General features: G+C 70.3%; 25 protein-coding genes. 16 read left to right on the forward strand and 9 right to left on the reverse strand.

Annotation, left to right across the window (positions count from 1 at the left end; all coding sequences use genetic code 11):
• Nucleotides 1-2,382 (reverse strand): AMP-binding protein (locus AV521_RS12175; protein WP_179023034.1); only part of this gene is annotated, 2,382 nt, incomplete at its 3' end.
• 261 nt (nt 2,383-2,643) lie between these two features.
• Between AV521_RS12175 and AV521_RS12180 the strand changes: the two genes are divergently transcribed.
• Genes AV521_RS12180 through AV521_RS12205 form a run of 6 tightly spaced genes read left to right on the forward strand, consistent with a single transcriptional unit; the run spans nt 2,644 to nt 9,334 of the window.
• A complete protein-coding gene (locus tag AV521_RS12180) occupies nt 2,644-4,302 on the forward strand; it encodes an AMP-binding protein (protein ID WP_076088005.1) in 1,659 nt (552 codons plus the stop codon).
• A complete protein-coding gene (locus tag AV521_RS12185) occupies nt 4,299-5,519 on the forward strand; it encodes an acyl-CoA dehydrogenase family protein (protein ID WP_076087499.1) in 1,221 nt (406 codons plus the stop codon). Before AV521_RS12180 ends, AV521_RS12185 begins: the two co-directional genes overlap by 4 nt.
• A gap of 32 nt (nt 5,520-5,551) precedes the next feature.
• Nucleotides 5,552-5,899 carry an acyl carrier protein gene (locus AV521_RS12190; RefSeq protein WP_076087501.1) on the forward strand — a complete coding sequence of 116 codons (348 nt, stop codon included), beginning with the start codon at nt 5,552-5,554 and terminating at the stop codon, nt 5,897-5,899.
• Nucleotides 5,900-5,949: 50 nt separating this feature from the next.
• Nucleotides 5,950-7,545, forward strand: coding sequence for a condensation domain-containing protein (locus AV521_RS12195; RefSeq protein ID WP_076087503.1), 1,596 nt, complete (start codon nt 5,950-5,952; stop codon nt 7,543-7,545).
• A complete protein-coding gene (locus AV521_RS12200; RefSeq protein ID WP_076087505.1) occupies nt 7,542-8,363 on the forward strand; it encodes a thioesterase II family protein in 822 nt (273 codons plus the stop codon). The genes AV521_RS12195 and AV521_RS12200 overlap by 4 nt, the downstream gene beginning before the upstream one ends.
• Nucleotides 8,364-8,368: 5 nt before the next feature.
• Nucleotides 8,369-9,334: a TauD/TfdA family dioxygenase gene (locus tag AV521_RS12205; protein WP_076087507.1), complete on the forward strand. Its 966-nt coding sequence runs from the start codon at nt 8,369-8,371 to the stop codon at nt 9,332-9,334.
• A 176-nt stretch (nt 9,335-9,510) separates the two neighbouring features.
• Here the strand turns inward: AV521_RS12205 and AV521_RS12210 are convergent, their stop codons facing one another.
• A complete protein-coding gene (locus tag AV521_RS12210) occupies nt 9,511-10,524 on the reverse strand; it encodes a ferritin-like domain-containing protein (protein WP_256725517.1) in 1,014 nt (337 codons plus the stop codon).
• Between the two features lie 248 nt (nt 10,525-10,772).
• Between AV521_RS12210 and AV521_RS12215 the strand changes: the two genes are divergently transcribed.
• Nucleotides 10,773-12,020 carry an aspartate aminotransferase family protein gene (locus tag AV521_RS12215; RefSeq protein WP_076087511.1) on the forward strand — a complete coding sequence of 416 codons (1,248 nt, stop codon included), beginning with the start codon at nt 10,773-10,775 and terminating at the stop codon, nt 12,018-12,020.
• A gap of 240 nt (nt 12,021-12,260) precedes the next feature.
• Here the strand turns inward: AV521_RS12215 and AV521_RS48630 are convergent, their stop codons facing one another.
• Complete coding sequence (locus AV521_RS48630) at nt 12,261-12,551, reverse strand: hypothetical protein (protein WP_143658601.1); 291 nt, start codon at nt 12,549-12,551, stop codon at nt 12,261-12,263.
• Here AV521_RS48630 and AV521_RS12220 point away from each other — a divergent pair.
• Nucleotides 12,545-12,916, forward strand: coding sequence for a hypothetical protein (locus AV521_RS12220; RefSeq protein ID WP_076087513.1), 372 nt, complete (start codon nt 12,545-12,547; stop codon nt 12,914-12,916). The genes AV521_RS48630 and AV521_RS12220 overlap by 7 nt on opposite strands.
• Nucleotides 12,917-12,970: 54 nt before the next feature.
• Here AV521_RS12220 and ychF read toward each other — a convergent pair whose 3' ends face one another.
• Nucleotides 12,971-14,059, reverse strand: a complete 1,089-nt coding sequence (ychF, locus tag AV521_RS12225) for a redox-regulated ATPase YchF (protein ID WP_076087515.1) — start codon at nt 14,057-14,059, stop codon at nt 12,971-12,973.
• 184 nt (nt 14,060-14,243) lie between these two features.
• Here ychF and AV521_RS12230 point away from each other — a divergent pair, with 184 nt between their 5' ends.
• The gene (locus AV521_RS12230; RefSeq protein ID WP_179023036.1) at nt 14,244-14,771 is read left to right on the forward strand and encodes a DUF6542 domain-containing protein; all 528 of its coding nucleotides are present in this window, start codon (nt 14,244-14,246) and stop codon (nt 14,769-14,771) included.
• 26 nt (nt 14,772-14,797) lie between these two features.
• On the opposite strand, the gene ppgK is transcribed toward AV521_RS12230, so the two are convergent.
• Together ppgK and AV521_RS12240 are read right to left on the reverse strand one after the other, a co-directional pair.
• On the reverse strand, nt 14,798-15,544 hold the full coding sequence (ppgK, locus tag AV521_RS12235) for a polyphosphate--glucose phosphotransferase (RefSeq protein WP_076087517.1): 747 nt from the start codon (nt 15,542-15,544) through the stop codon (nt 14,798-14,800).
• Between the two features lie 29 nt (nt 15,545-15,573).
• The gene (locus tag AV521_RS12240; protein WP_107480889.1) at nt 15,574-16,590 is read right to left on the reverse strand and encodes a 4-hydroxy-3-methylbut-2-enyl diphosphate reductase; all 1,017 of its coding nucleotides are present in this window, start codon (nt 16,588-16,590) and stop codon (nt 15,574-15,576) included.
• Nucleotides 16,591-16,655: 65 nt separating this feature from the next.
• On the opposite strand from AV521_RS12240, the gene AV521_RS12245 reads away from it, so the two are divergent.
• From AV521_RS12245 to AV521_RS12260, 4 genes are all read left to right on the forward strand, one after another.
• Nucleotides 16,656-18,014, forward strand: a complete 1,359-nt coding sequence (locus AV521_RS12245; protein ID WP_076087519.1) for an APC family permease — start codon at nt 16,656-16,658, stop codon at nt 18,012-18,014.
• A 42-nt stretch (nt 18,015-18,056) separates the two neighbouring features.
• Nucleotides 18,057-19,265 carry an exodeoxyribonuclease VII large subunit gene (xseA, locus tag AV521_RS12250; RefSeq protein WP_076087521.1) on the forward strand — a complete coding sequence of 403 codons (1,209 nt, stop codon included), beginning with the start codon at nt 18,057-18,059 and terminating at the stop codon, nt 19,263-19,265.
• A gap of 11 nt (nt 19,266-19,276) precedes the next feature.
• Nucleotides 19,277-19,501 (forward strand): exodeoxyribonuclease VII small subunit, encoded by a 225-nt coding sequence (locus AV521_RS12255; protein WP_076087523.1) that lies wholly within the window; start codon nt 19,277-19,279, stop codon nt 19,499-19,501.
• Nucleotides 19,502-19,644: 143 nt separating this feature from the next.
• The gene (locus tag AV521_RS12260; RefSeq protein ID WP_076087525.1) at nt 19,645-20,235 is read left to right on the forward strand and encodes a malonic semialdehyde reductase; all 591 of its coding nucleotides are present in this window, start codon (nt 19,645-19,647) and stop codon (nt 20,233-20,235) included.
• A gap of 67 nt (nt 20,236-20,302) precedes the next feature.
• Here the strand turns inward: AV521_RS12260 and AV521_RS12265 are convergent, their stop codons facing one another.
• Nucleotides 20,303-20,830 (reverse strand): DUF4245 domain-containing protein, encoded by a 528-nt coding sequence (locus AV521_RS12265; protein ID WP_076087526.1) that lies wholly within the window; start codon nt 20,828-20,830, stop codon nt 20,303-20,305.
• Between the two features lie 127 nt (nt 20,831-20,957).
• Here AV521_RS12265 and glpX point away from each other — a divergent pair, with 127 nt between their 5' ends.
• Nucleotides 20,958-21,992: a class II fructose-bisphosphatase gene (glpX, locus tag AV521_RS12270; RefSeq protein WP_076087528.1), complete on the forward strand. Its 1,035-nt coding sequence runs from the start codon at nt 20,958-20,960 to the stop codon at nt 21,990-21,992.
• Nucleotides 21,993-22,163: 171 nt separating this feature from the next.
• Here the strand turns inward: glpX and AV521_RS12275 are convergent, their stop codons facing one another.
• Both AV521_RS12275 and AV521_RS12280 read right to left on the reverse strand, forming a co-directional pair.
• Complete coding sequence (locus AV521_RS12275) at nt 22,164-22,541, reverse strand: WhiB family transcriptional regulator (RefSeq protein WP_076087530.1); 378 nt, start codon at nt 22,539-22,541, stop codon at nt 22,164-22,166.
• Nucleotides 22,542-22,715: 174 nt separating this feature from the next.
• The gene (locus AV521_RS12280) at nt 22,716-23,450 is read right to left on the reverse strand and encodes a DUF1707 domain-containing protein (protein WP_076087532.1); all 735 of its coding nucleotides are present in this window, start codon (nt 23,448-23,450) and stop codon (nt 22,716-22,718) included.
• A gap of 167 nt (nt 23,451-23,617) precedes the next feature.
• On the opposite strand from AV521_RS12280, the gene AV521_RS12285 reads away from it, so the two are divergent.
• Both AV521_RS12285 and AV521_RS12290 read left to right on the forward strand, forming a co-directional pair.
• Nucleotides 23,618-25,315: a fumarate hydratase gene (locus AV521_RS12285; RefSeq protein ID WP_076087534.1), complete on the forward strand. Its 1,698-nt coding sequence runs from the start codon at nt 23,618-23,620 to the stop codon at nt 25,313-25,315.
• A gap of 209 nt (nt 25,316-25,524) precedes the next feature.
• Nucleotides 25,525-26,178 (forward strand): hypothetical protein, encoded by a 654-nt coding sequence (locus AV521_RS12290; protein WP_076087536.1) that lies wholly within the window; start codon nt 25,525-25,527, stop codon nt 26,176-26,178.
• The last annotated feature ends 21 nt before the right edge of the window (nt 26,179-26,199 follow it).

A 26,199-nucleotide genomic window follows, 5' to 3' on the forward strand; every position in this document is an offset into this window, starting at 1 on the left:
ATCCAGCACATACACCTGTGTGTTCGCCACAGGCCGGCCGATGGAGTTGTTCCAGCCCTCCTCGACGGGGCAGACGGAGGAATAGATCGTGGTCTCGCTGGGGCCGTATCCGTTGATGACCTGGCTGCCCGCCTCGCGCATGGTCTCGGCGAGGGACTTCGCCAGCGCCTCGCCGGCGACCAGCATGCGCAGTCCACGCAGTTCCTGCCGGTCCGTCTCAAGCAGCGCCCGCCACAGTGACGGTGTCGCCTGCAGGGTGGTCGCGCCGTGGGCCGCTGCCAGGCGGCCGAGCGTGACGGGGTCGCCCATCTCCTCGTCGGTGGCCATCACGATGCCGGCGCCGGTGACGAGGGGAAGCAGCACCTCCAGCGAGGCGATGTCGAAGGCGATGGTGGTGACCGCCAGGACCCTGTCGTCGGGTGTCATCGCCGTCTCGGCGCACATGAAGTCGACGATGTTCGCCAGCCCGGCCCGGGTCACCATGACGCCCTTGGGCGTGCCGGTGGAACCGGAGGTGTAGATGACGTACGCCGGGTGGTCGGGGCGAGGTGTGGCGAGCAGTTCGTCCGGCTGGAGTCCGGCGGCCGACAGGGAGGCCGTCTCCCGTACGGTCCGGGGGCTGTCCAGGGTCAGCCGGTGGACGTCGGCAGCGGCGGCGGCGAGTTGGGTCGTGGCGATGGATTCCGTGGTCACGACGCAGACCGCCCGGGACTGCCGGAGTACGAAGTCGATCCGTTCGGCCGGGTGTTCCGGGTCGAGCGGCAGGTAGGCCGCGCCCGTCTTGACGATCGCGAGCAGCGCCACCACGAGGTCCGTGGAGCGCGGCAGGGCGAGCGCGACCAGCCGCTCCGGGCCGGCACCGAGCGCGATCAGCCGGCGCGCCAGCCGGTTGGCGCGGCTTTCCAGGTCACCGTAGGCCAGGGGGATTCCCTCGCAGATCACCGCGACGGCTTCGGGGGTGAGGGCCGCCCGGCGCGAGATCAGGGTCACGATGCCGGTGCCGGGGGTCGGCCGCTCGGTCCGGTTCCAGGTGTCGAGGACCGTCGTCCGCTCGTCGTCGGTGAGCATCGGCACCCGGCCGACCGGTGTGTCGGGCGCCGCGGTGGTCAGGTTCCGCAGGAAGTGCAGGAAGCGCAGCCGGTGGGCGCCGATCTCGTCCTCGGTGTAGCGGGCGGGGTTGGCGTCGAAGTCGATCTGCAGTCCGCTGCCCGCTGTGCCGGGGTAGATGGTCAGCGCCAGGTCGTGCACCGGTCCGGTGGACAGCGTGCGGGTGGTCGTGGTGTGCCCGGCGAAACGCAGGTCCTCGCCGAACGGAAGGATGTTGACCGAGACGTTGAACAGGTGCCGGTTGTCCCCGACGAGCTTCAGTTCGCGGCGCAGGTCCTCGTAGGGATAGCGCTGGTGCAGCAGCAGTTCACCGAGACGCGCGGCCACGTGCCGGACGAGGGCCGACACGGTCATCCCCGGCTGGATGGAGAGCCGCAGCGGAAGCTGGTTGGAGACCATGCCCGGCACGTTCTGCGCCACGGCGCTGCGCCGTGCGCTGACCGGCACGCCCAGGACGATGTCCGAGCTGCCCGTCATGCCGTGCAGGTACGCGGCGACCGCCGCGATGACGGGAACCGTCCAGGAGGTGCGCGAGTTGCGTGCCAGGTCCCTGACCAGCTGCAGTTCGGATTCCGCGAGCAGGCTGTGCTGCCGCGCGAAGGCCTGCCGTGCGACGGCGGATTCGCCCTCGGCGAGGCTCACCGCGTCCGGCAGGTCGGAGAACCGGTCCACCCAGTAGGCCCGGTCACCGTCGAAGTCCGGTGAGGTCCGGTAGCTCAGCTCGTTGTCGAGCAGGTCGCCCAGCTCGCCCAGCGGGCTGCCGCTCGGTGCGGTGCCGCTCAGCAGTCCGGTGTAGATCTCCGCGACGCGGTTGGTGAAGAGGGCGCCGCCGTAACCGTCGACCAGGAGGTGGTGGCAGCGGTTGTACCAGACGTAGTGGTCGTCACCGAGTTTGAAGAGGGCGTCCACGGAGAGGAAGCCGTGCAGGACGTCGACGGGTGCGGACTGGTCCTGTGCCATCCACGCGCGGGCGTCGGCCAGCGGATCGGGCCGGCCGCTCAGGTCGATCACCTGCAGTCCGGGGCTGGCCCGGTCGACTGGCACCTGGCGCGGTCCGTCGGACTCCTCGCGCAGCCGGACGTCGAAGGTGCCGCACTCCAGTTCCGCCCGTCGGATGGCCTGCTTGAGCGCTTCCGCGTCCACCGGGCCGTGGATCTCGATGTAGTTGGACAGGTTGTACGTGGCGGCCTTCGGGTCCAGCTGATGGGCGAACCACACGCCGAGCTGAGCTGCCGACAGCGGAAGTGACGTGGCTTCAGCGGTGAATGTGCTCATGCGGGCTTCGATCACCTTTCCTGGCGCACTGGCCGCGACTCGATGAATGCGCTGGGGTGCGGTTGCGCGCGACGATGCTGCCCCGCGCGCGGCCGGCGCCACCAGGCAATGAACCGGCACCTGATCCGGCCGTTCCATTACCTGCGAGTTGCCGGGGCCTTGCCTGGCCGCGCTGTGCGGGCGCTGGGCAGGATGCCGCTGCGCGACGTCGGCCGATGCGCCGTGCCCAGGCAAACACGCGTGAACGAGGAGCACCCGTTGGTGAGCATCCCGGACAGAGGACTACTGCAATGGCTCAAGGAGCGGTCTGCCGACCGGGGACTGCACTTCGCGGGCCCCGGCGACAGCTGGGACCACTGGTCCTACGCCCGCCTCGCCGACCTCACCTGCCGCACCGCGGCGGCCCTGGCCGCCCACGGGGTGCGCAACGGTGACACGGTCGTGGTGGTCCAGCGCTCAAGCCCGGGCTTCGTCGCCGGACTGTTCGGCACCATGGCCGCCGGCGCGACCGCTTGTTCCATCGCGCCGCCGTTCGCCTTCCAGCGTGCCGATGCCTACGAGAGCCATGTGACCCCGCTGTTCGAGACGGCCGGGCCCGCTCTGATCATCTCGGACGAGGACTCGCTGCCCCAGGTCAGCCGGGTCGCCGAGCGGCTGGGGCTGAAGCCGCCGGTGCTCTTCGACCAGCTCGTCGAGGACGTCGCCCCGCTCCCGGGGCCGCTGCCGCCCGCCAGGTTCGCGCTGCTGCAGTTCACCTCCGGGTCGAGCGGCAACGCCAAGGGCGTGCGGGTCACCCACGAGGCGCTGCGGGCGAACGTGACCGCCATGCGCCGGTGGCTGCGGTGGACACCGGACCTGCCGGGTATCACCTGGCTGCCGGTCCACCACGACATGGGCCTGATCGGCTGCCTGCTGAACATCGTGACCACGGGATGCGACGGCTGGATGATGCAGCCGGAGGACTTCATCCGCTCCCCGTCGCGCTATCTGCGCTGCATCAGTGACCAGCGGGTCGGGCTGGCCGCCATGCCGAATTTCGGCCTCGCTTATCTGCTGCGCCGCATCAGGCCCGCCGATCTGGAGGGTCTGCGGTTCGACTCGCTGCGTTCGGTCATCCTCGGCGCGGAACGGATCGACCCACAGGCGCTGACGGGCGTGGAGGACCTCCTCGGCCCGCACGGTTTCGACCGGCGCGCGTTCCTGCCGGCCTACGGCGGGGCCGAGGCCACGCTCTGCGTCACCGGGCTGCCGCTCGACGAGGACTGGACCGCGCTCGCGCCGAGCGGCTCGGAGGAGACCGCCGCGCCCATCGTGGGCTGCGGACGCCCGCTGGAGGGCGTCGAGGTCGAGGTGGTCGACGACGACGGTGCCGTGGTCGCGGACGGAACCGTCGGCGAGATCGTCGTCAGGGGAGCGTCGGTGGCCACCGACTACGTGGGCCGGGCGAGCGCCGCGTCCGGGACCACGCTGGCCGACGGCACGCTGCGCACCGGCGACGCGGGATTCCTGCGGGACGGACAGCTCTTCGTGGTCGGCCGGCTCGGCGACGGCCTGAAGGTACGGGGCCGCATGGTCTTCGCGGAGAGCCTCGAAGCGCTGCTGCACCAGAAGGGCATCCCCGAGCGCCGGGTGGCCGTACTCCTCGGGGTCCGGGACGGTGTGAACACGGCGGCTGTGGTGTTCGAGATCCCGAAGCCCGAGTGGTTCGAGGTGGCGGCGGACGTGCTGCGTGAATGGCTGGTCGACACCGAGCTGCTCCGCGTCGAGGTGGGCCGAGGCGGGCTGGCCGTCACCTCCAGCGGTAAACCACGCCGACGCGTGATGTGGCAGGCGCTGACCGCCGGCAGCCTGACCGGCCGGGTCGGCGCACTCACCGAGCATGCGCAGCCGTGCGCCCAACCAGCGGAAGGCACCCGATGAGCAGCACTGGAACATCCGCCGCCGGCGCCCAGGACGTGTACGACGTGCACGACGTCCACCGCGCACGGATACGGGAGGTCTTCGACCCGTTCCGCGGGGAGACCGACGCATGGGAGCGCGACGGGCACCTGCCCAGGGAGCTGTTCGCCACGTTCGGGTCCGCGGGGTTCTTCCGTGACCGGTGGGCCGTGGGCCCCGCGGCCGGACTCCCGCTCGCCCGCGCCCTGGTCGAGGAGATCTCGCCGGTCAACGCCGGGGCCGCGCTGGCCCTTTCCATCCACAGCGAGCTGTTCGTGCACGCGCTGCACCGCTATGGGACCGCGCGGACGGCGAGCACGCTGGAGGACGCGCTGGCGGGCCGGGCCATCGGCTGCGCGGCGTTCACCGAGCCGACCGGCGGCTCGGATCTCTACGCGATGCGGACCAGGGCGGAGCGGGTGGAGGGCGGCGGGTGGCACCTGACGGGTGAGAAGCGTTTCACCACCAACGTCGGCCGTGCCACCCATGTCATGGTGCTCGCCAGGACGGGCCCCGGGGAGAACGCCTTCACCCTCTTCGTGGTTCCGCTGGACCAACCCGGCGTTCGCATCACGCGCTTCTTCGACACGCTCGGCGTGCGCTCGGCCGACACCGGCGGCATCGAGTTCGACGTCCGGCTGACGGAGGACGAGGTGGTGGGCCGCGTCGACGCCGGCCTGATGTACGCGCTGAAACTGCTGGACTACGAGCGACTCGCGGCGACGGTGGGCCTGGTGGCCGTCGGCCGGGCCGCCCTGGGCATGGCCGCCGAACACCTGCGCGAGCGCACGCAGTTCGGCAAGCGTCTCTTCGACCACCAGGCGCTCGCGCACCGTCTCGCGGACCGCTGGGCCGAGGTGGAGGCCGCGGCGTCCCTGCTCGACACCGCCTGCCGCACGGCCAAGGGCGACCACCTCCCGCACCATCTGGTCGCGGCGGCCAAGCTCGTGGCCGCCCGCGCCGGCAGCGCAGCCGTGGACGACACCCTCCAGTTCCTCGGCGCGCGCGGCTACACCACCGACTACCCCCTTGAGCGCATGTACCGCGACGCGCGGCTGACCCGTATCGGCGGCGGAACGGACGAGATGCTGCGGCAGATCATCTGCCTGCATCTCGACGTGCCCGACGCTGCGGCGGCGGCAGTCCTCCAAGAGCACGAGAACCGCGTCCACAGCACGCCGTCCGTCTCCTCGCGCTGACGTTCCGTTCCCACAGGAAGAGAGCTACAGACATGGCCCAGAACGCGTCCGCCCTGCAGGCGGATCTGGTTCCCGCCGTGGTGCACCAGGTGATCCGCCTGGTGGCACCGCAGGCCCCCCAGCGCCTCCAGAGCGACCACCAGCTCATCGGTGACCTGGGCTTCCACTCGCTGGCCCTGGCCGAACTCGGCTTCACGCTGGAAGACCTGTTCCGTCTGGACTCCATCACCCCCGAGCGGGCCATGGCCCTGCGCACCGTCGAGGACATCGTGGACCTCATCGAGAACGCGCTGGCCGAGAACGCCGCCGAGCTGCCGGCCACCGCCGAGGTGGAGACCGTCTGCGCCCAGTACGGCACCACCTGGAACCCTGCCGCCTGACCGGGCACCCACCACCCCGCCAGGGGCGGGAAGCGAAAGGTTCTTCTCCCATGACCACCCGCACGGTCGATCTCCTCGACGAGACGATCACCGAGGTCGTCGGCGCGGTTCTCGGGCTCCCGGCTCCGGACGTCCGGCCGGACACCTCGTTCACCGCGCTCGGCTGCACGTCGCTGCAGCTGGGCGTGGTGTGTGCACGGCTCGGTGACCGACTGGGCCGCCCGGTTCCGTTGTCACAGCTGCACCACACAGGAACCGTGGAGTCCCTCGCGGCCTGGCTGCGGGCCGGTCGCGAGGCGAGCGCCCCGTCCGCCCCCGCGGCGGCCCCGGCCGGCGCCGGGTACGAGGGACCCACGCCGCTGTCGCGCATGCAGTCGTACATGTTCCTCAAGCACATGTTCAGTCCGGACGACCTCTCGTTGCATGTGGTGCGCAGCTGGCGGCTGACCGGTCGACCGGACCGGGCGGCGCTGCGCGAGGCGTGCGCGACCGTGCACCGCAGGCATCGCTTCCTGAGTTCGGAGTACCTGTTCAAAGAGGCTCCCTACATCCAGCCGGCCGACGTTCCGCCCCCGGTGATGAGCGAGCTGATCGCCGATACCGAGCAGGAGGCCCGGGAGGTGCTGGCGCGGGAACTCGCCCGGCCCTTCCGGCTGACGAAGGGGGAGGTCTGGCGTCCGGTCTATGTCGCCGTGCGGCAGGAACACCTGACGCTCTTCGGCTTCTCCGTGCACCACATCGCGCTGGACGGCGGAGCGGCCGGGCTGATGTCCGACGAGCTGGCACGGGCCTACAACGCCGCTGTGAACGGCCGCACGCCCGAACTGCCGCCCGCCGCCGACCCGGTGCGCGTCGCGGTGGCCCGCGACGCGCACCTGCCGTACGTCGACCTGGACGCCCAGCACGCGTACTGGACCGAGACGGTGACGGGGCTGACACCGCTGACCTACCCCGGCGGGCCCGAGGCCCCGCGCGGTACCGCCTGCCGCATGGTGGAGATGCCGTTGCCCCCGGGGACCGTCGAAGGCGTACGGCGGCTCGCCTCGTCCAGGGCCGTCACTCCCTTCGCCGTGTACTTCGGCGCGTACGCGCAGGCGATGGGCGAACTGACCGGCATATCGGACTTCACCGTGGGCACACCGGTCAACCGGCGGGCGCACAGCACGCTGAGCACCACGATCTCCAGCCAGATGGACATCTCCGTCCTGCGGCCGTCCATCAGCCCGCACAGCCCGCCACCGGAGGCGATCGCGTCGGCGGCCCGCGCCGCCACGGATGCCTTCCGCCACCTCGACATCTCCGTCCCTGAGATCGCCGAGCTGCAGAGCAACCCGCAGCCGGGTCCGCGCAACCCGCTGTTCCAGAACGTCTTCGTCCTCCAGGACAACGACCCGGGCGGGCTGCCGCTCCAGGGGCTGCCCGCGCAGTTCTTCCGTCCCCGCTACCCGGGGGTGTCCAGCGAGATCTACGCCGAGATCTGGCCGTCCGTGGATGACGGCGGGCTGCTGGTCATCGGCTACCAGCCCGACGCCGTCTCCGGCGCATTCTGCCGTCGGCTGGCCGACGGCCTGCTGGCCCGCCTCACCGGGTACCTGGCCGCTCCCCCGCACCCGACCACCGATCCGCAGAAGCAGGTGGCCCCATGAACGCCCCCGTATCCGGGCCGGACACCACGGCGCACAACCCCTGGGTCTCCGGACGCTTCCTGAGCGCCCGCCCCGGTCTGCGGCTCATCTGTCTTCCGCAGTCGGGCGGCGGCGCCGGCGCGTTCTCCAGCTGGCGGCCGCACCTGCCGCCCGGCGTGGAGCTGGTCTCGGTCGAGCTGCCGGGACGCGGCGGCCGGGGCGACGAACCGTTGCCGGACGACTTCGACAAGCTGGCGGACCAGCTCCTGGACGGCATCAGCGCCGAGCTGCGGGCACCGTACGCGCTCTTCGGCCACAGCTTCGGGGCGCTGCTCGCCTACGAGCTGACCCGCCGTATCGAACGAGCGGCGCTGCCGGCGCCCCGGGCACTGCTGGTCTCGGCCTCTCGCGCCCCGCACGTTCCGCCGGTCAAAAGGGTCTCGGAACGCAGCGATGAGGCGTTGCTCGAATGGCTGCTCAAGAACGACGGAATGCCACGGGAACTGCTGAAGTACACGGCGTTCGTCACCTATGCCATGCGTGCGATCCGCGCGGACCTGGTGCTGGCCGAGACCTACTCCGTCGAGCGGCCCGACCCGGTCGGCTGCCCGCTCCACGCGTTCGGCGGTTCCCACGATCCCGTGGTTCCGCCCACGGACCTCGACGCCTGGCGCGGCTACACCACCGCGGACTTCTCGGTCACGGTGCTGCCCGGCGGGCACGCCTACCCGCACACGGACCCGCGGGCCATGTTCTCGGCGATGGCGGCCGCCCTGCCCGAGCAGCTGTCGGCACCCGCCGCCTCCCGCCCCGTTTCGACCAACCCGCCGCAGAGGTGACGCAGTTGAGCGACCCGACGAGCATCTACACCCTCCATTCACGCGGAGAGGACCTGGCCGTCTTCTTCGACACGTTCCGCGGCGAGATCGCGGACCGGCTCGACCAGCACGGCGCAGTCCTGGTCAGGGGCTGTACGGCGGCCGACGTGCAGCACTTCCAACAGGCCCTGGACCACCTGGGTTTTGCCCCGCTGCAGTACACGGAGCGGTCCACCCCCCGCAGCGAGGTGGCCGACGGGGTGTTCACCTCCACCGAGTACCCGGCCCGCGAGGTGATCCCGCAGCACTGCGAGTCGTCCTACTCCGATGTGTGGCCCGGCCGGCTGGCGTTCTTCTGCGTGACCCCGCCGGAGACGGGGGGCGCCACCCCCATCGCCGACGTGTCCGCGGTCCTCGCCGACGTTCCGGACGCCGTCGTGACCACGATGCACGAGCGTGGCCTGCGATACGTCCGGAACTACGGCGGCGGCGTCGGGCTCGACTGGCGTACGGCCTTCCAGACCTCCGACCGCGGCGAGGTCGAGCGGTTCTGCCGCGATCACGCGCTGCAGTGGCAGTGGCTCGACGACGACTGCCTGCGCACGGTGCGCCAGGCCCCCGCGCTGGCCGTGCACCCGCGGACCGGGGTCCCCGTCTGGTTCAACCACCTCGTCCTCTTCCACCAGTCGGCGCTGGCGCCGGAGGTACGGACCGGCCTGGTGGAGGTCCTGGGTGCCGACCGGCTGCCCAACGACGTCCTCTACGGCGACGGGGAGACGATCCCCGACGAGGCCGTGGACGCGGTGCGCGCCGCCTTCGCGCGTCACACCCAGCGGTTCGACTGGGAGCGCAACGACCTCATGGTGGTCGACAACATGCGCTGGTCGCACGGCCGTGAGGCGTTCACGGGCACACGCAGGATCGTGGTCTCGATGTCCGACGCCCTCACGCGCGCCGAGCAGCCCGACTTCGCCGTGCCACTGCGGGGCTGACCGGCAGGGACACCCGGACGGCACGAAGCCGCGGCCTTCACCGGGTCGCGGCTTCGTGCCGTCCGCGTGCGCGACACATGTCCGGCGCGCCGGCCCGGCGCACGACACAAGGAGGGCGGCTGCGCCGGAGGACGCGTGGGTCCTCCGGCGCAGCCGCCCCGTACGACGGTGTCCGGTCAGCCTGCCAGGTACTCGGGGCGGGCCAGCGCCTCGTCCAGGAGCAGATCCCGGATCTTGGGGCTGAGCAGGTCGATCTGCCGGAGAACCTGGATGATCTTGCGGAACAGCAGCTGCCGGAAGCCGACCATCATCGGGTCCGTGCGGGCGAAGCGGACTCCCTGGTCCACGTCCAGGTCCATCTTCTCCCAGACCTCGCGCAGCAGGAACCGCTGGGACATGAGATGGATCGCCTCAAGCAGGAACTGCTCGCGCTCGTCCCGCTCCGCGGTCGACATCTCCTCGTAGAGCCCGTTGAGGGCGATGACTCCGAAGGAGATGTGACGCGCCTCGTCACGCGCGATCATCTTGGTGATCGAGGTGATGATGGGATCACCGAAGCCGGCGCTCGCGACCCGGGTCGCGGCGAGGGCGAGACCCTCCACGATGACCTGCATGCCCAGGTAGACGACGTCCCACCGGGGATCGCCGAGCAGATCCCGCAGCAGCGCCTTCAGGCCGCGGTTGATCGGATAGGTGACACCGAGCTTCTCGTCGATGTAACGGGCGTACGCCTCGACGTGCCGGGCCTCGTCGGCGACCTGCGCGGCGGCGTACACCTTCGAGGCCATGTCGGGAACCGTCTCGACCAGCCGCGCCGTGGTGAGCAGAGCGCCCTGCTCACCGTGGAGGAACTGGTTGACCATCCACGCCTGGTACTCCCAGCGGAAGGCGTCCCACAGCTCCCTGGGCACCGGGCTCTCCGGTGACGCGGCAAAGGGGGCGACGGCCTTGCCGAACTCCTCGTCGAGGGGCGCGCCGAACCGGACGTCGTAACTCCAGTCGATGTCGGTCGTGGCGTTCCACTGCGAGACCTTGCTCTTCTCGTACAGGCCCCAGAGCCGACTCGTCGTGGCGGTGTAGTCCCAGTTCATGATCGCGCGTATGTGCGCGTCGACCTCCAGAAGCCCCGGCGCTGCCCCGTCGAGCGTGAACAGTTCGTCCGCGCGGTTCTCCGCTTCACTGTCGATCACCGAGCTGGCCATCCTTCCCAGGCTGTGAACCGGTCTTCACCATGACCGCGAGTCATCCGGCCCGCGGCTCGACCAGGCTCCTTCGACACACTTCTGCGCCAGCAATCCTCACGAGCGCCCGGGCTCGTCTCCAGGCATCCGAGAGGCAACTGCCGGGCAGGCAAGTTGCCGACGCCTTACCTGGCAGGCACCGTGCCGGCCCCGGTTACGTGGAGGCGGTATTCACAGGCGATCCCGAGGAGCCCCGCATGACCGCACACCTGGACGGCGCACCGACGGTCCTGGACAGCGCGCGTCACCACCTCGTGCCGGGTGTGGCCGAACGCCACCGGATCATCGGGGCCGGCGCGGTCGAGGCCACGGCGAACGGCGCGGAGGTACTGCTGTCCAACGGCCGGAAGGTACTGGACTTCGGCAGCTACGCGGTGCCGCTGTTCGGCCACCGGCCGCCCGCCGTGGTGGAGGCGGTGCACCAGGCACTCGACGAGATGCCGACGTCGACGCGGCTGCTCGCCAACCCCTACGCCGCCCGGATCGCGGCCCGGCTGGTGCAGGCCCTCGCGCCCGACCGGCTCACCAGGGTCTGGCTCGGCCTGAACGGCGCGGATGCGGTGGAGGCGGCCCTGAAGCTGGCCATCGCCCGGACGGGACACGCCTCCGTGCTCGCCGTCGAGGGCGGCTTCCACGGCAAGAGCATGGGGGCCCTGGCCCTCACCTCGGACCCCGAGCGCCGCAAACCCGTCCAGGGTTTCCTCGGTGACGTACGCCATCTCCCCCTGGAGCCGGACGCGGTGGCCCGCGCGCTCACCGAACGGCCCGCCGCCGCCCTGGTCTTCGAACCGGTACAGGGCGAGGGCGGCGGTCGCATCCTGCCGCCGGAGCTGCTGCGCCGGTGGAGCGCGGACGCCCGTGCCGCCGGCGCCTTCGTCATCGCCGACGAGATCCAGTGCGGGCTGCGCCGCTGCGGGCCGATGTCCGTCGCCGTCGAGGCGGGACTGGAGCCCGACGCCGTACTGCTGGGCAAGCCGCTGGGCGGCGGTGTCATGCCACTGTCCGCGATGGTGAGCACCGAGGCCCTGTACGCCCCCCTCATCGCCGACCCCTATTTCCACACCGCCACCTTCGGGGGCCATCCGGCCTCGTGCGCGGCGGGGCTGGCCGCCCTGGACCTCCTCGACACGATGGGGGATCTCTTCGCCGCACACGAAGCCCCGCTCGGCCAGTGGCTCGCGGCTCTGCACGAGGAATTCCCCGACGTGGTCGTCGAGACCCGCGCCGTCGGCCTGTTCGGGGTTCTGCAGTTCGCCACCGAGGCGCAGGCGGGCCTGACGATCCTGGAAGCCGGCCGACGCGGACTGCTCCTCGCCCAGTGCCTCACCGCACCGACCGTCCTGCGCGTCCTGCCCCCGGTCGTCACCACACAGAACCAGATGAAGTCGGCCGCCGAAAGCCTGCGCGCCGCCTGCCAGGCCGTCGCCCGCCGAACCTCGGCCTGAGCCTGCCCCGTCACTTCCCGCCCCCTGAGGACCGTCCGGAAAGTCACCGCCAACTCGCCACCGAACCAGGCACCTCGCCAACTCGCACCACCGCCTGACGGGGGCTTCCTCAGCACTGACTTCTTGACCACGGGGCCCAGTCATCAGCCGGCCTGAGCACCGCGTGTCCCCGGAGGAATCACGCGACACATCCTGCGGGGATGGGCCCTTCCGGTTCGGTGACGCGGCATCCGTCACCGGTCACGACCGAAGGGGACGCATTCCTGTGGCTGCCGTCGAGCAGAGAACCTGGCTGTCACCTCGATCGTCCCCGGTGAGCAATCGGAACAGGTCCCGCTCTTCGAAGGCCGCCGTGTCATAGAACGCTCCGGTGCCTCGGAAACCTCTGATGACCCAGTTGGGATCGTCGGCGAGATTGCTCAGCAGCCCCGGTTGAGCACCTTCCGTGTTCATGCCGCGTATCCGGCTGCGGGCAAGGCGGTTGCAGATCGCGCAGAGGGCCAGGTACTCAGCAGGGTGCACCGGTGCCACGCCGCTTCACCAGGCACCAGCTGCGGCGCGTCGACCCGGATGAGCACCGTTCGTTGGTGCTCGCCCAGGAACTCAATACCGAGTCTGGCCTTCTCGACGATGAGGACGATGAGACTGTCGACGCGCTCGCAAGGCTGCTGGCTTCCACGGATACGAGCATGCGGGACCTCGCGACGAAAGCCCTCCTGCACTACGTCCGGCCCGAACCCAAGCGGCTGTTCGACCCGTCGCCCGGATGCTCATCGAGCAGTACAGCGATCCACCACCGGTCCGGCGCGGCCACCGTGCAGGAGAAGCCACCACACAGGCACCGCCCGCGAGGCGCAGCCAGGGCCAGCACAGGAACGGCGAAGGTGCCGAGTTGACGAGAGGACTCGACCCCAAACCCGGAATCGCATTACCGTACAGTAATTGGTCGATCAAACATTGAACCGGAACTCCACCACGTCCCCGTCCCGCATCACGTAGTCCTTGCCCTCCATGCGGGCCTTGCCCTTGGCTCGGGCCTCGGGGACCGAGCCGGTTTCGAGCAGGTCGGCGAAGGAGACGACCTCGGCCTTGATGAAGCCCTTCTGGAAGTCGGTGTGGATCACACCGGCCGCCTCGGGGGCCGTGGCGCCCTTCTTGATCGTCCAGGCGCGGGACTCCTTGGGGCCGGCCGTGAGGTAGGTCTGCAGGCCGAGGGTGGCGAAGCCGACGCGCGCGAGGGTGGCGAGGCCGGGCTCGTCCTGGCCGACGGACTGGAGGAGCTCAAGGGCTTCCTCCTCGTCCAGTTCGGCGAGATCCGCCTCCAGCTTGGCGTTGAGGAAGATCGCCTCGGCGGGGGCGACCAGGGCGCGCTGCTCGTTCTTGAAGTCCTCGTCGATCAGTTCGTCCTCGTCGACGTTGAAGACGTAGAGGAAGGGCTTCGTCGTGAGCAGGTGCAGGTCGTGGAGGAGTTCGTTGCGCTCGGTGCCCTGGACGATGCCGTGCGCGAAGAGGGTGTCGCCCTTCTCCAGGATCTCCTTGGCCTCCTCGACCGCCTTGACCTTGGGGGCGACGTCCTTCTTGATGCGCGACTCCTTCTGGAGGCGCGGGAGGACCTTTTCGATCGTCTGGAGGTCCGCCAGGATCAGCTCGGTGTTGATCGTCTCGATGTCGTCCTTCGGCGAGACCTTGCCGTCGACGTGGACGACGTTCTCGTCCTTGAAGGCGCGGATGACCTGGCAGATCGCGTCGGACTCACGGATGTTCGCGAGGAACTTGTTGCCCAGGCCCTCACCCTCGGAGGCGCCGCGCACGATGCCGGCGATGTCGACGAAGTCGACCGTGGCCGGGAGGATACGCTCCGAGCCGAAGATCGACGCCAACTGCGCGAGGCGGGCGTCGGGGACGCCGACCACGCCGACGTTCGGCTCGATCGTGGCGAACGGGTAGTTGGCCGCCAGCACGTCGTTCTTGGTCAGGGCGTTGAAAAGGGTCGACTTGCCGACATTGGGCAGGCCGACGATTCCGATCGTGAGCGACACGTTGCGACTTCCCGTAGATGAGTGGGCCAGGGGGTGCCAGGGGCCGGAGAGCGACACTGGCCGATCCCCCAGTTTACGGCGTCCACGCCCACCGGCTCGCGGGTGCTTCGAACTCCTGGCCAAGCTCTGCCCACCGGCGTGTCTGATGGGTGATTCGGCACATAAACAGACCTAAGTTGGTCCAGTGGAGCAACACAGATCGCGACCCTCGAACGACGGACCGCGACGTGGCACGCCGCAGCCCGCGCACCTGCCCTCGCAGGCCCGGGGCCGGTCGGACCGGGAGGGCAGATCGGGGGCGCGGGCGGCTCGGGCGGAGCCGGGCCCGCGGCTGCCGAACCCCCGGCTCACCGGGCTCGGCAGCGGGCTGTTCTGTGTCGTCGTGATGTTCCTGCTCGGCTGTCTGGACGCGCTGCTGTTCGACGGGTACATGCCCGTGTACGGCGTGCTGTTTCTCCCGGTGTGCGTGCTGACCGCGCTGTGGGTGCGGGCGGGGGACGTGCTGACCGCCCCGGTGGTCGTACCGATCGCGTTCGCCCTGGGGCTGATCCCCGCCGCCGAGGGAAACGGGGGGCTGCTCGGCCGGCTGATGGGGGTGTTCACCGGGCTCGCCACCCAGGCCGGCTGGCTGTACACCGGGACGCTCTTCGCCGGGGTGATCGTGCTCGTACGCCGGGTGCAGTGGGTACGGCGGCGCCGACGCCGGACCTGAGACGGCGTGCCGCAGCCGCCCGGACCCTACGTCAGCTGGGCCGCTCTCATCGCCGCTCCCACGATCCCCGCGTTGTTCTGCAGCTGGGCCGGGACGATCTCGGCCTTGATGCCGTCGAGGAAGTGCAGGAACTTGTCGGCCTTGCGGCTGACCCCGCCGCCGATGATGAACAGCTCCGGCGAGAACAGCATCTCCACGTGCGCCAGATACTTCTGGACGCGCTGCGCCCAGTGCTCCCAGCTCAGCTCGTGATCTTCCTTGGCCTTGCTGGAGGCCCGCTTCTCGGCGTCGTGACCGCCCAGCTCCAGGTGGCCCAGTTCCGTGTTCGGGACGAGGGCACCGTCCACGAAGACGGCGCTGCCGATGCCGGTGCCGAAGGTGAGCAGGATGACCGTGCCCTTGCGGTCCCGGCCGGCGCCGAACTCCATCTCGGCGACGCCCGCCGCGTCCGCGTCGTTGAGCACGACCACCGGGAGGCCGCCCAGTCTGCCGCTGAACAACGCGCGCGCGTCCGTGTCGATCCAGCTCTTGTCGACGTTCGCCGCCGTACGGATCGTGGCGCCGCCCGTGACCACCCCGGGGAAGGTCAGACCGACCGGGCCGGTCCAGCCGAAGTGGTCCACGACCTGCTTCACCCCGTCGGCCACGCCGTCCGGTGTCGCCGGGTGCGGGGTGAGCACCTTGAGGCGCTCCTGGGCCAGGTCGCCCTTGTCCAGGTCCACAGGGGCGCCCTTGATCCCGGATCCGCCGATGTCCACGCCGAAGATCTGCATGGCACTACGTTACGACGCGGGACTGACAGTCACTCCTCGCAAGGGCCGGTGCCGCCGCGCTCGGCGACCAGGGCCGTCGCCTCCTCGCGCAGGTCACGGCGCAGCTCCTTGGGCAGCGAGAAGGTGATGGACTCCTCGGCCGCCTTGATGATCTCCACGTCGCCGTAGCCACGCCCGGAGAGCCACTCCAGCACCTGCTCGACCAGGACCTCCGGGACGGACGCGCCGGAGGTGACGCCGACGGTCGTCACGCCCTCCAGCCAGGCTTCGTCGATCTCGTCGGCGAAGTCGACCAGGTAGGCCTCGCGGGCGCCGGCGAGCTTGGCGACCTCGACGAGCCGCTTGGAGTTGGAGGAGTTGCGCGAGCCGACGACGATGACCAGCTCGGCCTCGGCGCCCATCTGCTTCACGGCGAGCTGACGGTTCTGCGTGGCGTAGCAGATGTCGTCGCTGGGCGGGGAGACGAGCCCCGGGAACTTGGTCTTCAGGGCGTCGACGGTCTCCATGGTCTCGTCCACGGAGAGGGTGGTCTGGGACAGCCAGACGACCTTGGACGGGTCGCGGACCTCGACCTTGGCGACGTCCTCGGGGCCGTCGACGAGCTGGATGTGGTCGGGGGCCTCGCCGGAGGTGCCGATGACCTCCTCGTGGCCCTCGTGGCCGATCAGGAGGATGTCGTAGTCCTCCTTGGCGTAGCGGACGGCTTCCTTGTGGACCTTGGTGACCAGGGGGCAGGTGGCGTCGATGGTGGCGAGTCGGCCCTGCCTGGCCTCGTCGTGCACGATCGGGGCGACGCCGTGGGCCGAGAACATGACGATGCTGCCCGGCGGCACCTCCTCCGTGCGTTCGACGAAGACGGCACCCTTCTTCTCCAGGGTCTGCACCACGTACTTGTTGTGGACGATCTCGTGCCGGACGTAGATCGGGGCCCCGTACTGTTCGAGGGCCTTCTCGACGGCGATGACGGCGCGGTCCACACCGGCGCAGTAGCCCCGGGGGGCGGCGAGCAGGACACGGCGGCCAGGCGAAGCGGTCATGCGTCCCATCGTAAGGCCGCGTTCGGCGGCGCCGGGATCGCGGCCCCGGTGCCGTGCGGGGAACACTGGGTGCCATGTCCGACACGGAAACCACGGCCTCTGCGGCGGATGAGCGCCGCGGGCTGCGGCGAAGCCTCGGTTTCCGGGACCTCGTGGTCTACGGACTTCTCTTCATCGCCCCCATGGCGCCGGTCGGTGTCTTCGGCACGCTGGACGCCAGGTCGCACGGCGCGGTGGCGCTGGTGTACGTGGTGGCGACGGTCGCCATGGGATTCACCGCGTTCAGTTACGCGCAGATGGTGCGGGTGGTGCCGCAGGCGGGGTCGGTGTTCGCCTACGCGCGCGTGGGGCTCGGCACGGAGGCCGGGTTCGTCGCGGGCTGGATGGCGATGCTGGACTACGTCCTCATCCCGGCGGTGGCCTATCTCTTCTCCGGGATCGCGATGAACGCACTGGTCCCGCAGGTGTCCCGGTGGGTGTGGACCGCGCTGGCCGTCGTGGTCACGACACTGCTGAACCTGTGGGGCGTACGGACGGCCGCGCTCGTGGGTTTCCTCGTCCTGGCCATGGAGATCGTCGTCCTGCTGGTGTTCGTGGTGGCGGCGCTCGTGGTGCTGGCGCGGGACGGGGCGGCGCGGGGGCTGTGGTCGCCGCTGTCCGATGACGGCACACAGGGTCCCTTCGCGCTCTCGGCGGTGATCGGCGCGGTGTCGGTGGCGGTGCTGTCGTATCTGGGCTTCGACGCGATCGCGACGTTCGCGGAGGAGGTCGCCGGGGGGTCGGCGAAGGTGGCGCGGGCGCTGCTGTTCTGTCTGGCGCTGGCGGGGGTGCTGTTCGTGGCGCAGACGTATCTGGTGGCGCTGCTGGAGCCGACGTCGTCCGCGCGGCTGGCCGCCGATCCCGGCAAGCAGGGCTCGGCCTTCTACGACGCCGTGGACGTCTCCGTCGGCGGCTGGCTGCACGATCTGGTGGCCGTGAGCAAGGCCGTCGGGGCGGCGTTCGCGGCGCTGGCCGGGCAGGCGGCGGCGGGGCGGCTGCTGTTCGCGATGGGCCGGGAGCGCCGGCTGCCCCGGGCCCTGTCCCGGACGGATGCCGGGGTGCCGCGGGTCGCTCTGCTGTGCTCGGCGGTGATCACGCTGGTCGCGGCGGGGTGGGCGGCGCGGCGGGACGACGGTCTGGACAAGCTCGTCTCGGTGGTCGACGTCGGCGCGCTGACGGCGTTCACCCTGCTGCACGCGAGCGTGGTGGGGTATTTCGCGGTACGGCGGCGGGAGGGGCGGCCCAGCTGGTGGCGGCATGTGCTGGTGCCGGGGGTGGGGGCGGCGATCACGGTGGCGGTGATCGTGGAGGCGAGCGGGGTGGCGCAGGTGGTGGGGGCGGTGTGGTTGGTGATCGGGGGGCTGGTGCTGGTCGGGCAGCGGGGGCACGGCTAGGAGCGGCCCCCGCTGTCAGTACTCCCCGTTACTCTCGACCCCATGGCTGTGAACACCACCTCCGACGCCCCCCTCCCCGTGGGCGAGGTCTCCCGGTTGATCGGGGGGTGGATCGACCGGCTCGGTGCGGTGTGGGTCGAGGGGCAGATCACGCAGTTGTCGCGGCGGCCCGGTGCCGGGGTCGTGTTTCTGACGCTGCGGGATCCGTCGTACGACATCTCCGTGAGCGTGACCTGCTATCGGCAGGTGTTCGACACCGTCGCGGACGTCGTGGGCGAGGGTGCGCGGGTCGTCGTACTCGCGAAACCCGAGTGGTATGCGCCGCGCGGGCAACTGTCCCTGCGTGCCGCCGAGATCAGGCCCGTCGGTGTCGGCGAGCTGCTGGCCCGGCTGGAGCGGCTGAAGAAGGCGCTCGCGGCCGAGGGCCTGTTCGCGCCGGAGCGGAAGAAGCCGCTGCCGTTCCTGCCGCAGCTGATCGGGCTGGTCTGCGGTCGCGCATCCGCCGCGGAGCGCGATGTGCTGGAGAACGCCCGGCACCGCTGGCCCGCCGTCCGCTTCGAGGTGCGCAACGTCCCGGTGCAGGGTGTGCACGCCGTTCCGCAGGTCGTGCAGGCGGTGAAGGAGCTGGACGCGATCGAGGACGTGGACGTCATCATCGTCGCGCGCGGCGGCGGCAGCGTGGAGGACCTGCTGCCGTTCTCCGACGAGCAGCTCGTACGGGCGGTGGCCGAGTGCCGTACGCCCGTCGTCTCCGCGATCGGGCACGAGCCCGACAACCCGCTGCTGGACCATGTCGCCGATCTGCGTGCGTCCACGCCCACCGACGCGGCCAAGAAGGTCGTGCCGGACGTGGGCGAGGAGTTCGAGCGGGTGCGGATGCTGCGGGGCCGGGCCCGACGGTGCGTGGAAGCTCTCGTGGAGCGCGAGGAGCGGGGGCTGGCCCACGCCCTGGCCCGCCCCTCGATAGAGGATCCGCACCGGATGATCGACGAACGGGCGGACCAGGTCGCCTCGCTGGCCGAGCGTTCCCGGCGCTGTCTCGGGCACCTCCTCGACCGCGCGGACTCGGAGCTGACGCACACGCACGCGCGCGTGGTCGCCCTCTCCCCCGCGGCCACGCTCCGGCGGGGCTACGCGGTACTGCAGAAAGGCGACGGGCATGTGGTGCGCGGCCCGGACGAGGTGACCGGCGGCGAGACACTGCGCGCGCGGGTCGCCGAGGGCGAGTTCTCGGTTCGAGTCGACGACTAGGGATTGGGTGGATGACCGGCAAGGTGGATGAGGCGCTCTCGTACGAGCAGGCGCGGGACGAGTTGGTCGAGGTAGTACGACGCCTGGAGGCGGGCGGTACGACGCTGGAGGAGTCCCTGGCGCTGTGGGAGCGCGGCGAGGAGCTGGCCAAGGTGTGCCGGCGCTGGCTGGAGGGGGCACGGGCCCGGCTGGACGCGGCGCTCGCCGAGGAGGCCGAGGACGAGGACGCCGAGTAGGCGCCGGCCCGGGGTTGTGAAGCGGGTCACCACACCCCGACCTTTGTTGAAGGTTGAACTTAACTGGCGTAGGGTCATGCCGTCAGCCGATCCGGACCGCGGTCCGGTACGTCGGATCAAGGCGCCACCCAGAAAGTTCACGCATGTCTCTCGTTCTTGACCCCGCCGCACAGGACCTGCTGTTCCGCGAGGCCCGTACCGCGAACACCTTCACCGACGAGCCGGTGACCGACGAGCACGTCCAGGCGATCTACGACCTGGTCAAGTACGGCCCCACCGCCTTCAACCAGTCCCCGCTGCGCATCACCCTGGTCCGCTCCCCCGAGGCCCGTGAGCGTCTGGTGCGGCACATGGCCGAGGGCAACCAGGCCAAGACCTCCGCCGCCCCGCTGGTCGCGATCCTCTCCGCGGACAACGAGTTCCACGAGGAGCTGCCGGCCCTCTTCCCGCACTTCCCGCAGGCCAAGGACGTGTTCTTCAGCGAGCGTCCGGCCCGTGAGGGCGCCGCCGCGCTGAACGCCGCCCTGCAGGCCGCGTACTTCATCATCGGCGTCCGCGCCGCCGGCCTCGCCGCCGGTCCGATGACCGGCCTCGACTTCGAGGGCGTCCGCAAGGAGTTCCTCGACGACGACCACTCCCCGCTGATGGTCGTCAACATCGGCCGGCCGGGCCCCGACGCCTGGTTCCCGCGCTCGCCGCGCCTGGCGTACGACGACGTCGTCACGACCGTCTGAGCCGTCCCCGCCGGAGACACGACAGAGGCCCCCAGCACCGCCGGGGGCCTCTGTCGTGTGCGCGGGCTCACTGCGTCCTCAGCGCCGCCGCCATCTTCGTCAGGTCCGCGAAGGACGCGGTGCCGGCCACGACCGTGGTGGAGCCCTTCGCGCCCTCCAGGACGAGGGCGTCGTAGCGGCCACCCGTGTAGCGGGTCCAGGTGCGGCCGTCGATCGTCTCGGTCTGCTTCGTCGCCGACGAGCCCTGGCTGGCGTCATCGATGAAGGGGGACCGCTTCTGCGTGGACTGCTCGATCTGCACATACTGGCTGTCCGGGGTCTGGAAGCCCAGGTGCCAGCGGTCGCCGCTCTCGCCCTGGAAGCGCACGGAGGTCGCCTTCCAGGTGCTCGGCAGGCCCTCGGGGGCGGCCACCGGGTAGCTCGCCGAGCGGCGGGCCGTGAGCAGTTCGACCCGGTAGTCGACCCGCTTGAGATCGGGAGCGTGATCGTCGTGCGGGATGGCGAGGAAGTAGACGACCACCGCCGCCATGCCGATCAGGGCCAGGGAGAGAACCATGTCCCGGGCCGTCTTCTGCTTGCCGTTCGAACCTGCCACGCCCTCTATCGTCGCAGGTGCCCCAGGCGCTCATCCGTGGGGTCCCCTGCTCATTTTGTCTGCCTAACGATAGAGTCAGGACCAATACCCTCATCCGGCCGTCGTCGTATCAGAAAGGTGCGCTCCGATGACCGAAAATCATCATCTGCCGTCCGAGCTCGATGTTCCCTCCGAGGCTCCCGACCGCAACCTCGCCCTGGAGCTCGTCCGGGTGACCGAAGCCGCCGCCATGGCCGCGGGGCGCTGGGTGGGGCGCGGTGACAAGAACGGCGCCGACGGTGCCGCGGTGCGCGCCATGCGGACCCTCGTCTCCACCGTGTCGATGAACGGCGTCGTCGTCATCGGCGAGGGCGAGAAGGACGAGGCCCCGATGCTCTTCAACGGGGAGCACGTGGGCGACGGCACCGGTCCGGAGGTCGACATCGCGGTCGACCCGATCGACGGCACCACGCTGACGGCCAAGGGCATGCCGAACGCGATCTCCGTCCTCGCCGCCGCCGAGCGGGGCGCCATGTTCGACCCGTCCGCCGTGTTCTACATGGACAAGCTGGTCACCGGCCCGGAAGCGGCCGACTTCGTCGACATCGACGCGCCCGTGGCCGTGAACATCCGGCGGATCGCCAAGGCCAAGAAGGCCATGCCGGAGGACGTCACCGTCGTCATCCTCGACCGGCCGCGGCACGAGGGCCTGATCAAGGAGGTCCGGGATGCGGGTGCGCGCATCAAGCTGATCTCCGACGGCGACGTCGCCGGGTCGATCTACGCGCTGCGCGAGGGCACCGGGGTCGACCTGCTGCTCGGTGTCGGCGGCACCCCCGAGGGCATCATCTCGGCCTGCGCCGTGAAGTGCCTGGGCGGCACGATCCAGGGCAAGCTGTGGCCCAAGGACGACGTGGAGCGCCAGCGGGCCATCGACGCCGGGCATGATCTCGACCGGGTGCTCACCACGGATGACCTGGTCTCGGGTGAGAACGTGTTCTTCGTCGCGACCGGTATCACCGACGGCGAGCTGCTGCGCGGTGTCCAGTACCGGTCGGAGACGGCGCTGACCGAGTCGATCGTGATGCGGTCGAAGTCGGGGACGGTACGGAGGATCTACTCCGAGCACCGACTCAGCAAACTGCGGGCCTACAGCGCGGTCGACTTCGACCGGGCCAAGTAGTTCCGGGGGCTGGTGGCGCCTGCTCGGAGGAGGCTGCGCGTCCGTCGGCGAGTGCCGGTCGTCCGTGGCCGGTCGCGCCCACGCAGCGGGAGCCGCATACCGGGCTCAGCCCCGCGCCCCTTTCAGCAGGAAAGCGCCCCCGGTGCGGCGGGGGCGCCCCTCATCATCCGCTTATCCGGCTATGCGGTTCGCCGCTGTCGCCCTCGCCGCCTTCTTCAGTTCCATCTCGCGGCGGCGGCGCCTCGCCAGCACCACGCGGCGCTCCGCCGCCGTGAGGCCGCCCCAGACTCCGTACGGTTCGGGCTGGAGGAGGGCGTGTTCGCGGCATTCGACCATCACCGGGCAGCGGGCGCAGACGCGCTTGGCCGCTTCCTCGCGGGACAGCCGGGCGGCGGTCGGCTCTTTCGAGGGGGCGAAGAACAGGCCGGCCTCGTCGCGACGGCACACCGCCTCGGTGTGCCAGGGAGCGTCTTGATCCCTGTCTCGCGCTGGCATCCGCTGGGCCGGAACGGCAGCGACCTGCAGGGACGAATGCGGCGGTTGCAGCACGGTCTACTCCTGACGACGGCTTCGCGAGCGAGAGACGATGCAGCAAGGCCTACCCGCTGTGCGCACGCCTATGCACAGCGTTCCGAACAGCAGGCGTACGGCGGCTCGTTCACGCCCCTGCCGCGATGACCGGGGTGGAGCGGAACCTTCCGGTCACCGGCGGATTCGCGACCGTCAACGGCCCAGGTGTTTGCGCATCTTCCGGTCGACCTTGTCCTGGACCCGCTCCAGCTTCCGGTCGACCTTGCTCTGCACCCGGTCCAGGATGTCCGCCACGCGCTTGCCGCGCTTGGGGCGCGCCTCGACATTGCCGAGCACGGCCCAGCCGTCGACGTAGACGACCGGCGCGTCGGATTCGACCGAGTCCAGTGTGTCCACCTCGAAGTTGCCGAGGACACCGCCTCCGGTGCCGCGCAGCGACACGTTCTCCGGGACGCGGATCTGGACGTCGCCGAAGACCGAGACGGCCTTGATCACCACCTGCTGGTACTCGAATATCGCCTCGCTGAGGTCGATCTCGACGCTGCCGAAGACCGAGTACGCGTGCAGCCGGCGGCCGGCGCGCCAGCGGCCCCGGCGCACCGCGCTGCTGAAGACGGCGACCACGTTGGCATCGGCCTCGGCCGGGATCGCGCCCGGGGCGGGGCGGGGCGGGACCGGCGTATAGGCGGGGGCGGCGGGGCCCTGGTGGGCGGCGGGCAGGTCCCGGATGAAGACCTCCAGCTCGCCCACTGTCTTGGCGTGCAGCACTCCTTCGACGCGCTCGGCGTGCTCGTCGGCGGTCAGCCGGCCCTCGGCGAGGGCCTCGCGCAGGATGTCGGCGACCCGGTCGCGGTCGGCGTCCGAGGCGCGCAGTTCGGTGACGCCCGGTGCGGCGTCCTGGGTACGGGCGGGCTTCTGAAGGTCCACGACAGCAGCGTACCGAAACGCGATAGATCGCGACTAGGGGTGTGGAAAACCGGGGCGTGTCGAACTGAGCCTTACCTCACAGGTTCCGTGTCGGTGGCAGGTTCTAGGCTGGTGAGGCCCGCCAGCGTCGGCGGGCGGCCGTCCGTCAGAGTGAGGAATGGGCTGAGATGCCGAGTAGTTCCCCCCCGCCCCGCCCAGCGTTCGCGTACACCGACCTGCTCCCCCAGGGAGCGGACACCACCCCGTACCGGCTGGTGACGTCCGAGGGCGTCTCCACCGTCGAGGGCCCGGACGGGCGGACGTTCCTCAAGGTGGAGCCGGAGGCGCTGCGCAAGCTGGCCGAGGAGGCCATCCACGACATCCAGCACTATCTGCGCCCGGCCCACCTCGCCCAGCTGCGCCGCATCATCGACGACCCGGAGGCGTCCGGCAACGACAAGTTCGTCGCCCTGGACCTGCTGAAGAACGCGAACATCGCGGCGGCCGGAGTGCTCCCGATGTGCCAGGACACCGGCACGGCGATCGTCATGGGCAAGCGCGGACAGAACGTGCTGACGCAGGGCCGCGACGAGGAGGCGCTGAGCCGCGGCATCTTCGACGCCTACACCGAGCTGAACCTGCGCTATTCGCAGATGGCTCCGCTCACCATGTGGGAGGAGAAGAACACCGGCTCCAACCTGCCGGCCCAGATCGAGCTGTACGCGACCGACGGCGGCGCCTACAAGTTCCTGTTCATGGCCAAGGGCGGCGGCAGCGCCAACAAGAGCTTCCTCTACCAGGAGACGAAGGCGGTCCTGAACGAGGCCTCCATGATGAAGTTCCTGGAGGAGAAGATCCGTTCGCTCGGTACGGCCGCCTGCCCGCCGTACCACCTGGCGATCGTCGTCGGCGGCACGAGCGCCGAGTACGCGCTGAAGACCGCGAAGTACGCCTCCGCGCACTACCTGGACGAGATCCCGTCCGAGGGCTCCCCGCTCGGCCACGGCTTCAGGGACAAGGAGCTGGAGGAGAAGGTCTTCGAGCTGACCCAGAAGATCGGCATCGGCGCGCAGTTCGGCGGCAAGTACTTCTGCCACGACGTCCGTGTGGTCCGGCTCCCCCGGCACGGCGCGTCCTGCCCGGTCGCCATCGCCGTCTCCTGCTCGGCCGACCGACAGGCGGTCGCGAAGATCACGGCCGAGGGGGTCTTCCTGGAGCAGCTGGAGACCGACCCGGCGCGCTTCCTGCCGGAGACCACCGACGAGCACCTGGACGAATCCGGTGACGTCGTCAAGATCGACCTGAACCAGCCGATGGACACGGTCCTCGCCGAGCTGACCAAGTACCCGGTCAAGACCCGGCTGTCGCTCACCGGCCCGCTGGTCGTCGCCCGTGACATCGCGCACGCGAAGATCAAGGAGCGGCTGGACGCGGGCGAGGAGATGCCGCAGTACCTGAAGGACCACCCGGTGTACTACGCCGGCCCGGCGAAGACCCCCGAGGGCTACGCCTCCGGTTCCTTCGGTCCTACGACGGCCGGCCGCATGGACTCCTACGTGGAGCAGTTCCAGGCCGCGGGCGGCTCCAAGGTGATGCTCGCCAAGGGCAACCGCAGCAAGCAGGTCACCGACGCGTGCGACGCGCACGGCGGCTTCTACCTCGGCTCCATCGGCGGCCCGGCCGCCCGCCTCGCCCAGGACTGCATCAAGAAGGTCGAGGTCCTGGAGTACGAGGAGCTGGGCATGGAGGCTGTCTGGAAGATCGAGGTCGAGGACTTCCCGGCGTTCATCGTGGTGGACGACAAGGGCAACGACTTCTTCACTTCACGGGAACCGGAGCAACCGACGTTCACCAGCATCCCCGTCCGGGGGCCCGGCCTCGGCTGACCCTACGGACCCCGCACAGAGCCCCTAGCCCTCCGCCAGGGGCTCTGCCCGTTCCGGGGGCGTTGCACGGCCGGGCCGCCGCACCCGGATCGGAAGCGCTTCGGAAGCGGGGAAAGCAGCTCCAGTCCGGCGGTTGTCGGGCAAGGTATCTGCGTTCGTACCAAAGAGACGAGCGAGACCCGGCGGTCTGCCGGGAGCTGCGAGGACCCATGAACCACACCTACAGGCCGCTGAGCCTGTTACCCGCCGCCGGCCAGGAGCGGACGTACGCGCTGATCATCGCCGGTGTCCCGCTACTGCTGATCCTGCTGACCGCCTTCCTGCCCCGACTGGCCTCGGACAGCGGCGGCTCCGCGAGCACCGCCGTGGACGGTCGGGGCGGCTACTCGTACCAGCCGCCGTCCTACGAGCCCTCCCTCCAGCCCTCCTACGAGCCCTCCTCCACGGCGCCGGTGACGCCGGACCTCTCCACGGTGCCCAACTCCGGCACCGGCACCACCACCGGCCTCTCCCCGAGCCCGGCCGGCACCGAGGACACGACGGGCACGCCCGGTGCGGCGGGCACGGCGGCTGCGGACGGCCCCGGCGCGACGGTCACCAAGTACTTCGAGGCCATCAACAGCCGTGATTTCCAGACCGCCTGGGACCTCGGCGGCAAGAACCTCGACTCGTCGTACTCCGCCTTCGTCTCGGGCTTCGAGGGCACCGAACGGGACGACCTCACGGTCGGCTCCGTCGACGGCACGACCGTCTCGGTGAGCCTCGTCGCCACACAGACGGACGGCACGCGGAAGTCGTACAGCGGCCGGTACACGGTGGTGGCCGGGGTCATCACCGGCGCCTCCATCACCCCTGCCGGCTGAGCAGAGCGGAGCAACGAAGAC

It is taken from the genome of Streptomyces sp. IMTB 2501 (genome assembly GCF_001953885.1).
Taxonomy (GTDB): Bacteria; Actinomycetota; Actinomycetes; order Streptomycetales; family Streptomycetaceae; genus Streptomyces.

Excerpts from the sequence above, each read along its gene's own strand:
- AV521_RS12185 (WP_076087499.1), top strand. The coding sequence starts at position 4,299 with ATGAGCAGCACTGGAACATCCGCCGCCGGCGCCCAGGACGTGTACGAC.
- AV521_RS12190 (WP_076087501.1), top strand. The coding sequence starts at position 5,552 with ATGGCCCAGAACGCGTCCGCCCTGCAGGCGGATCTGGTTCCCGCCGTG.
- AV521_RS12195 (WP_076087503.1), top strand. The coding sequence starts at position 5,950 with ATGACCACCCGCACGGTCGATCTCCTCGACGAGACGATCACCGAGGTC.
- AV521_RS12200 (WP_076087505.1), top strand. The coding sequence starts at position 7,542 with ATGAACGCCCCCGTATCCGGGCCGGACACCACGGCGCACAACCCCTGG.
- AV521_RS12215 (WP_076087511.1), top strand. The coding sequence starts at position 10,773 with ATGACCGCACACCTGGACGGCGCACCGACGGTCCTGGACAGCGCGCGT.
- ppgK (WP_076087517.1), bottom strand. The coding sequence starts at position 15,544 with ATGCAGATCTTCGGCGTGGACATCGGCGGATCCGGGATCAAGGGCGCC.
- AV521_RS12240 (WP_107480889.1), bottom strand. The coding sequence starts at position 16,590 with ATGGGACGCATGACCGCTTCGCCTGGCCGCCGTGTCCTGCTCGCCGCC.
- AV521_RS12245 (WP_076087519.1), top strand. The coding sequence starts at position 16,656 with ATGTCCGACACGGAAACCACGGCCTCTGCGGCGGATGAGCGCCGCGGG.
- xseA (WP_076087521.1), top strand. The coding sequence starts at position 18,057 with ATGGCTGTGAACACCACCTCCGACGCCCCCCTCCCCGTGGGCGAGGTC.
- AV521_RS12255 (WP_076087523.1), top strand. The coding sequence starts at position 19,277 with ATGACCGGCAAGGTGGATGAGGCGCTCTCGTACGAGCAGGCGCGGGAC.
- AV521_RS12260 (WP_076087525.1), top strand. The coding sequence starts at position 19,645 with ATGTCTCTCGTTCTTGACCCCGCCGCACAGGACCTGCTGTTCCGCGAG.
- glpX (WP_076087528.1), top strand. The coding sequence starts at position 20,958 with ATGACCGAAAATCATCATCTGCCGTCCGAGCTCGATGTTCCCTCCGAG.
- AV521_RS12285 (WP_076087534.1), top strand. The coding sequence starts at position 23,618 with ATGCCGAGTAGTTCCCCCCCGCCCCGCCCAGCGTTCGCGTACACCGAC.
- AV521_RS12290 (WP_076087536.1), top strand. The coding sequence starts at position 25,525 with ATGAACCACACCTACAGGCCGCTGAGCCTGTTACCCGCCGCCGGCCAG.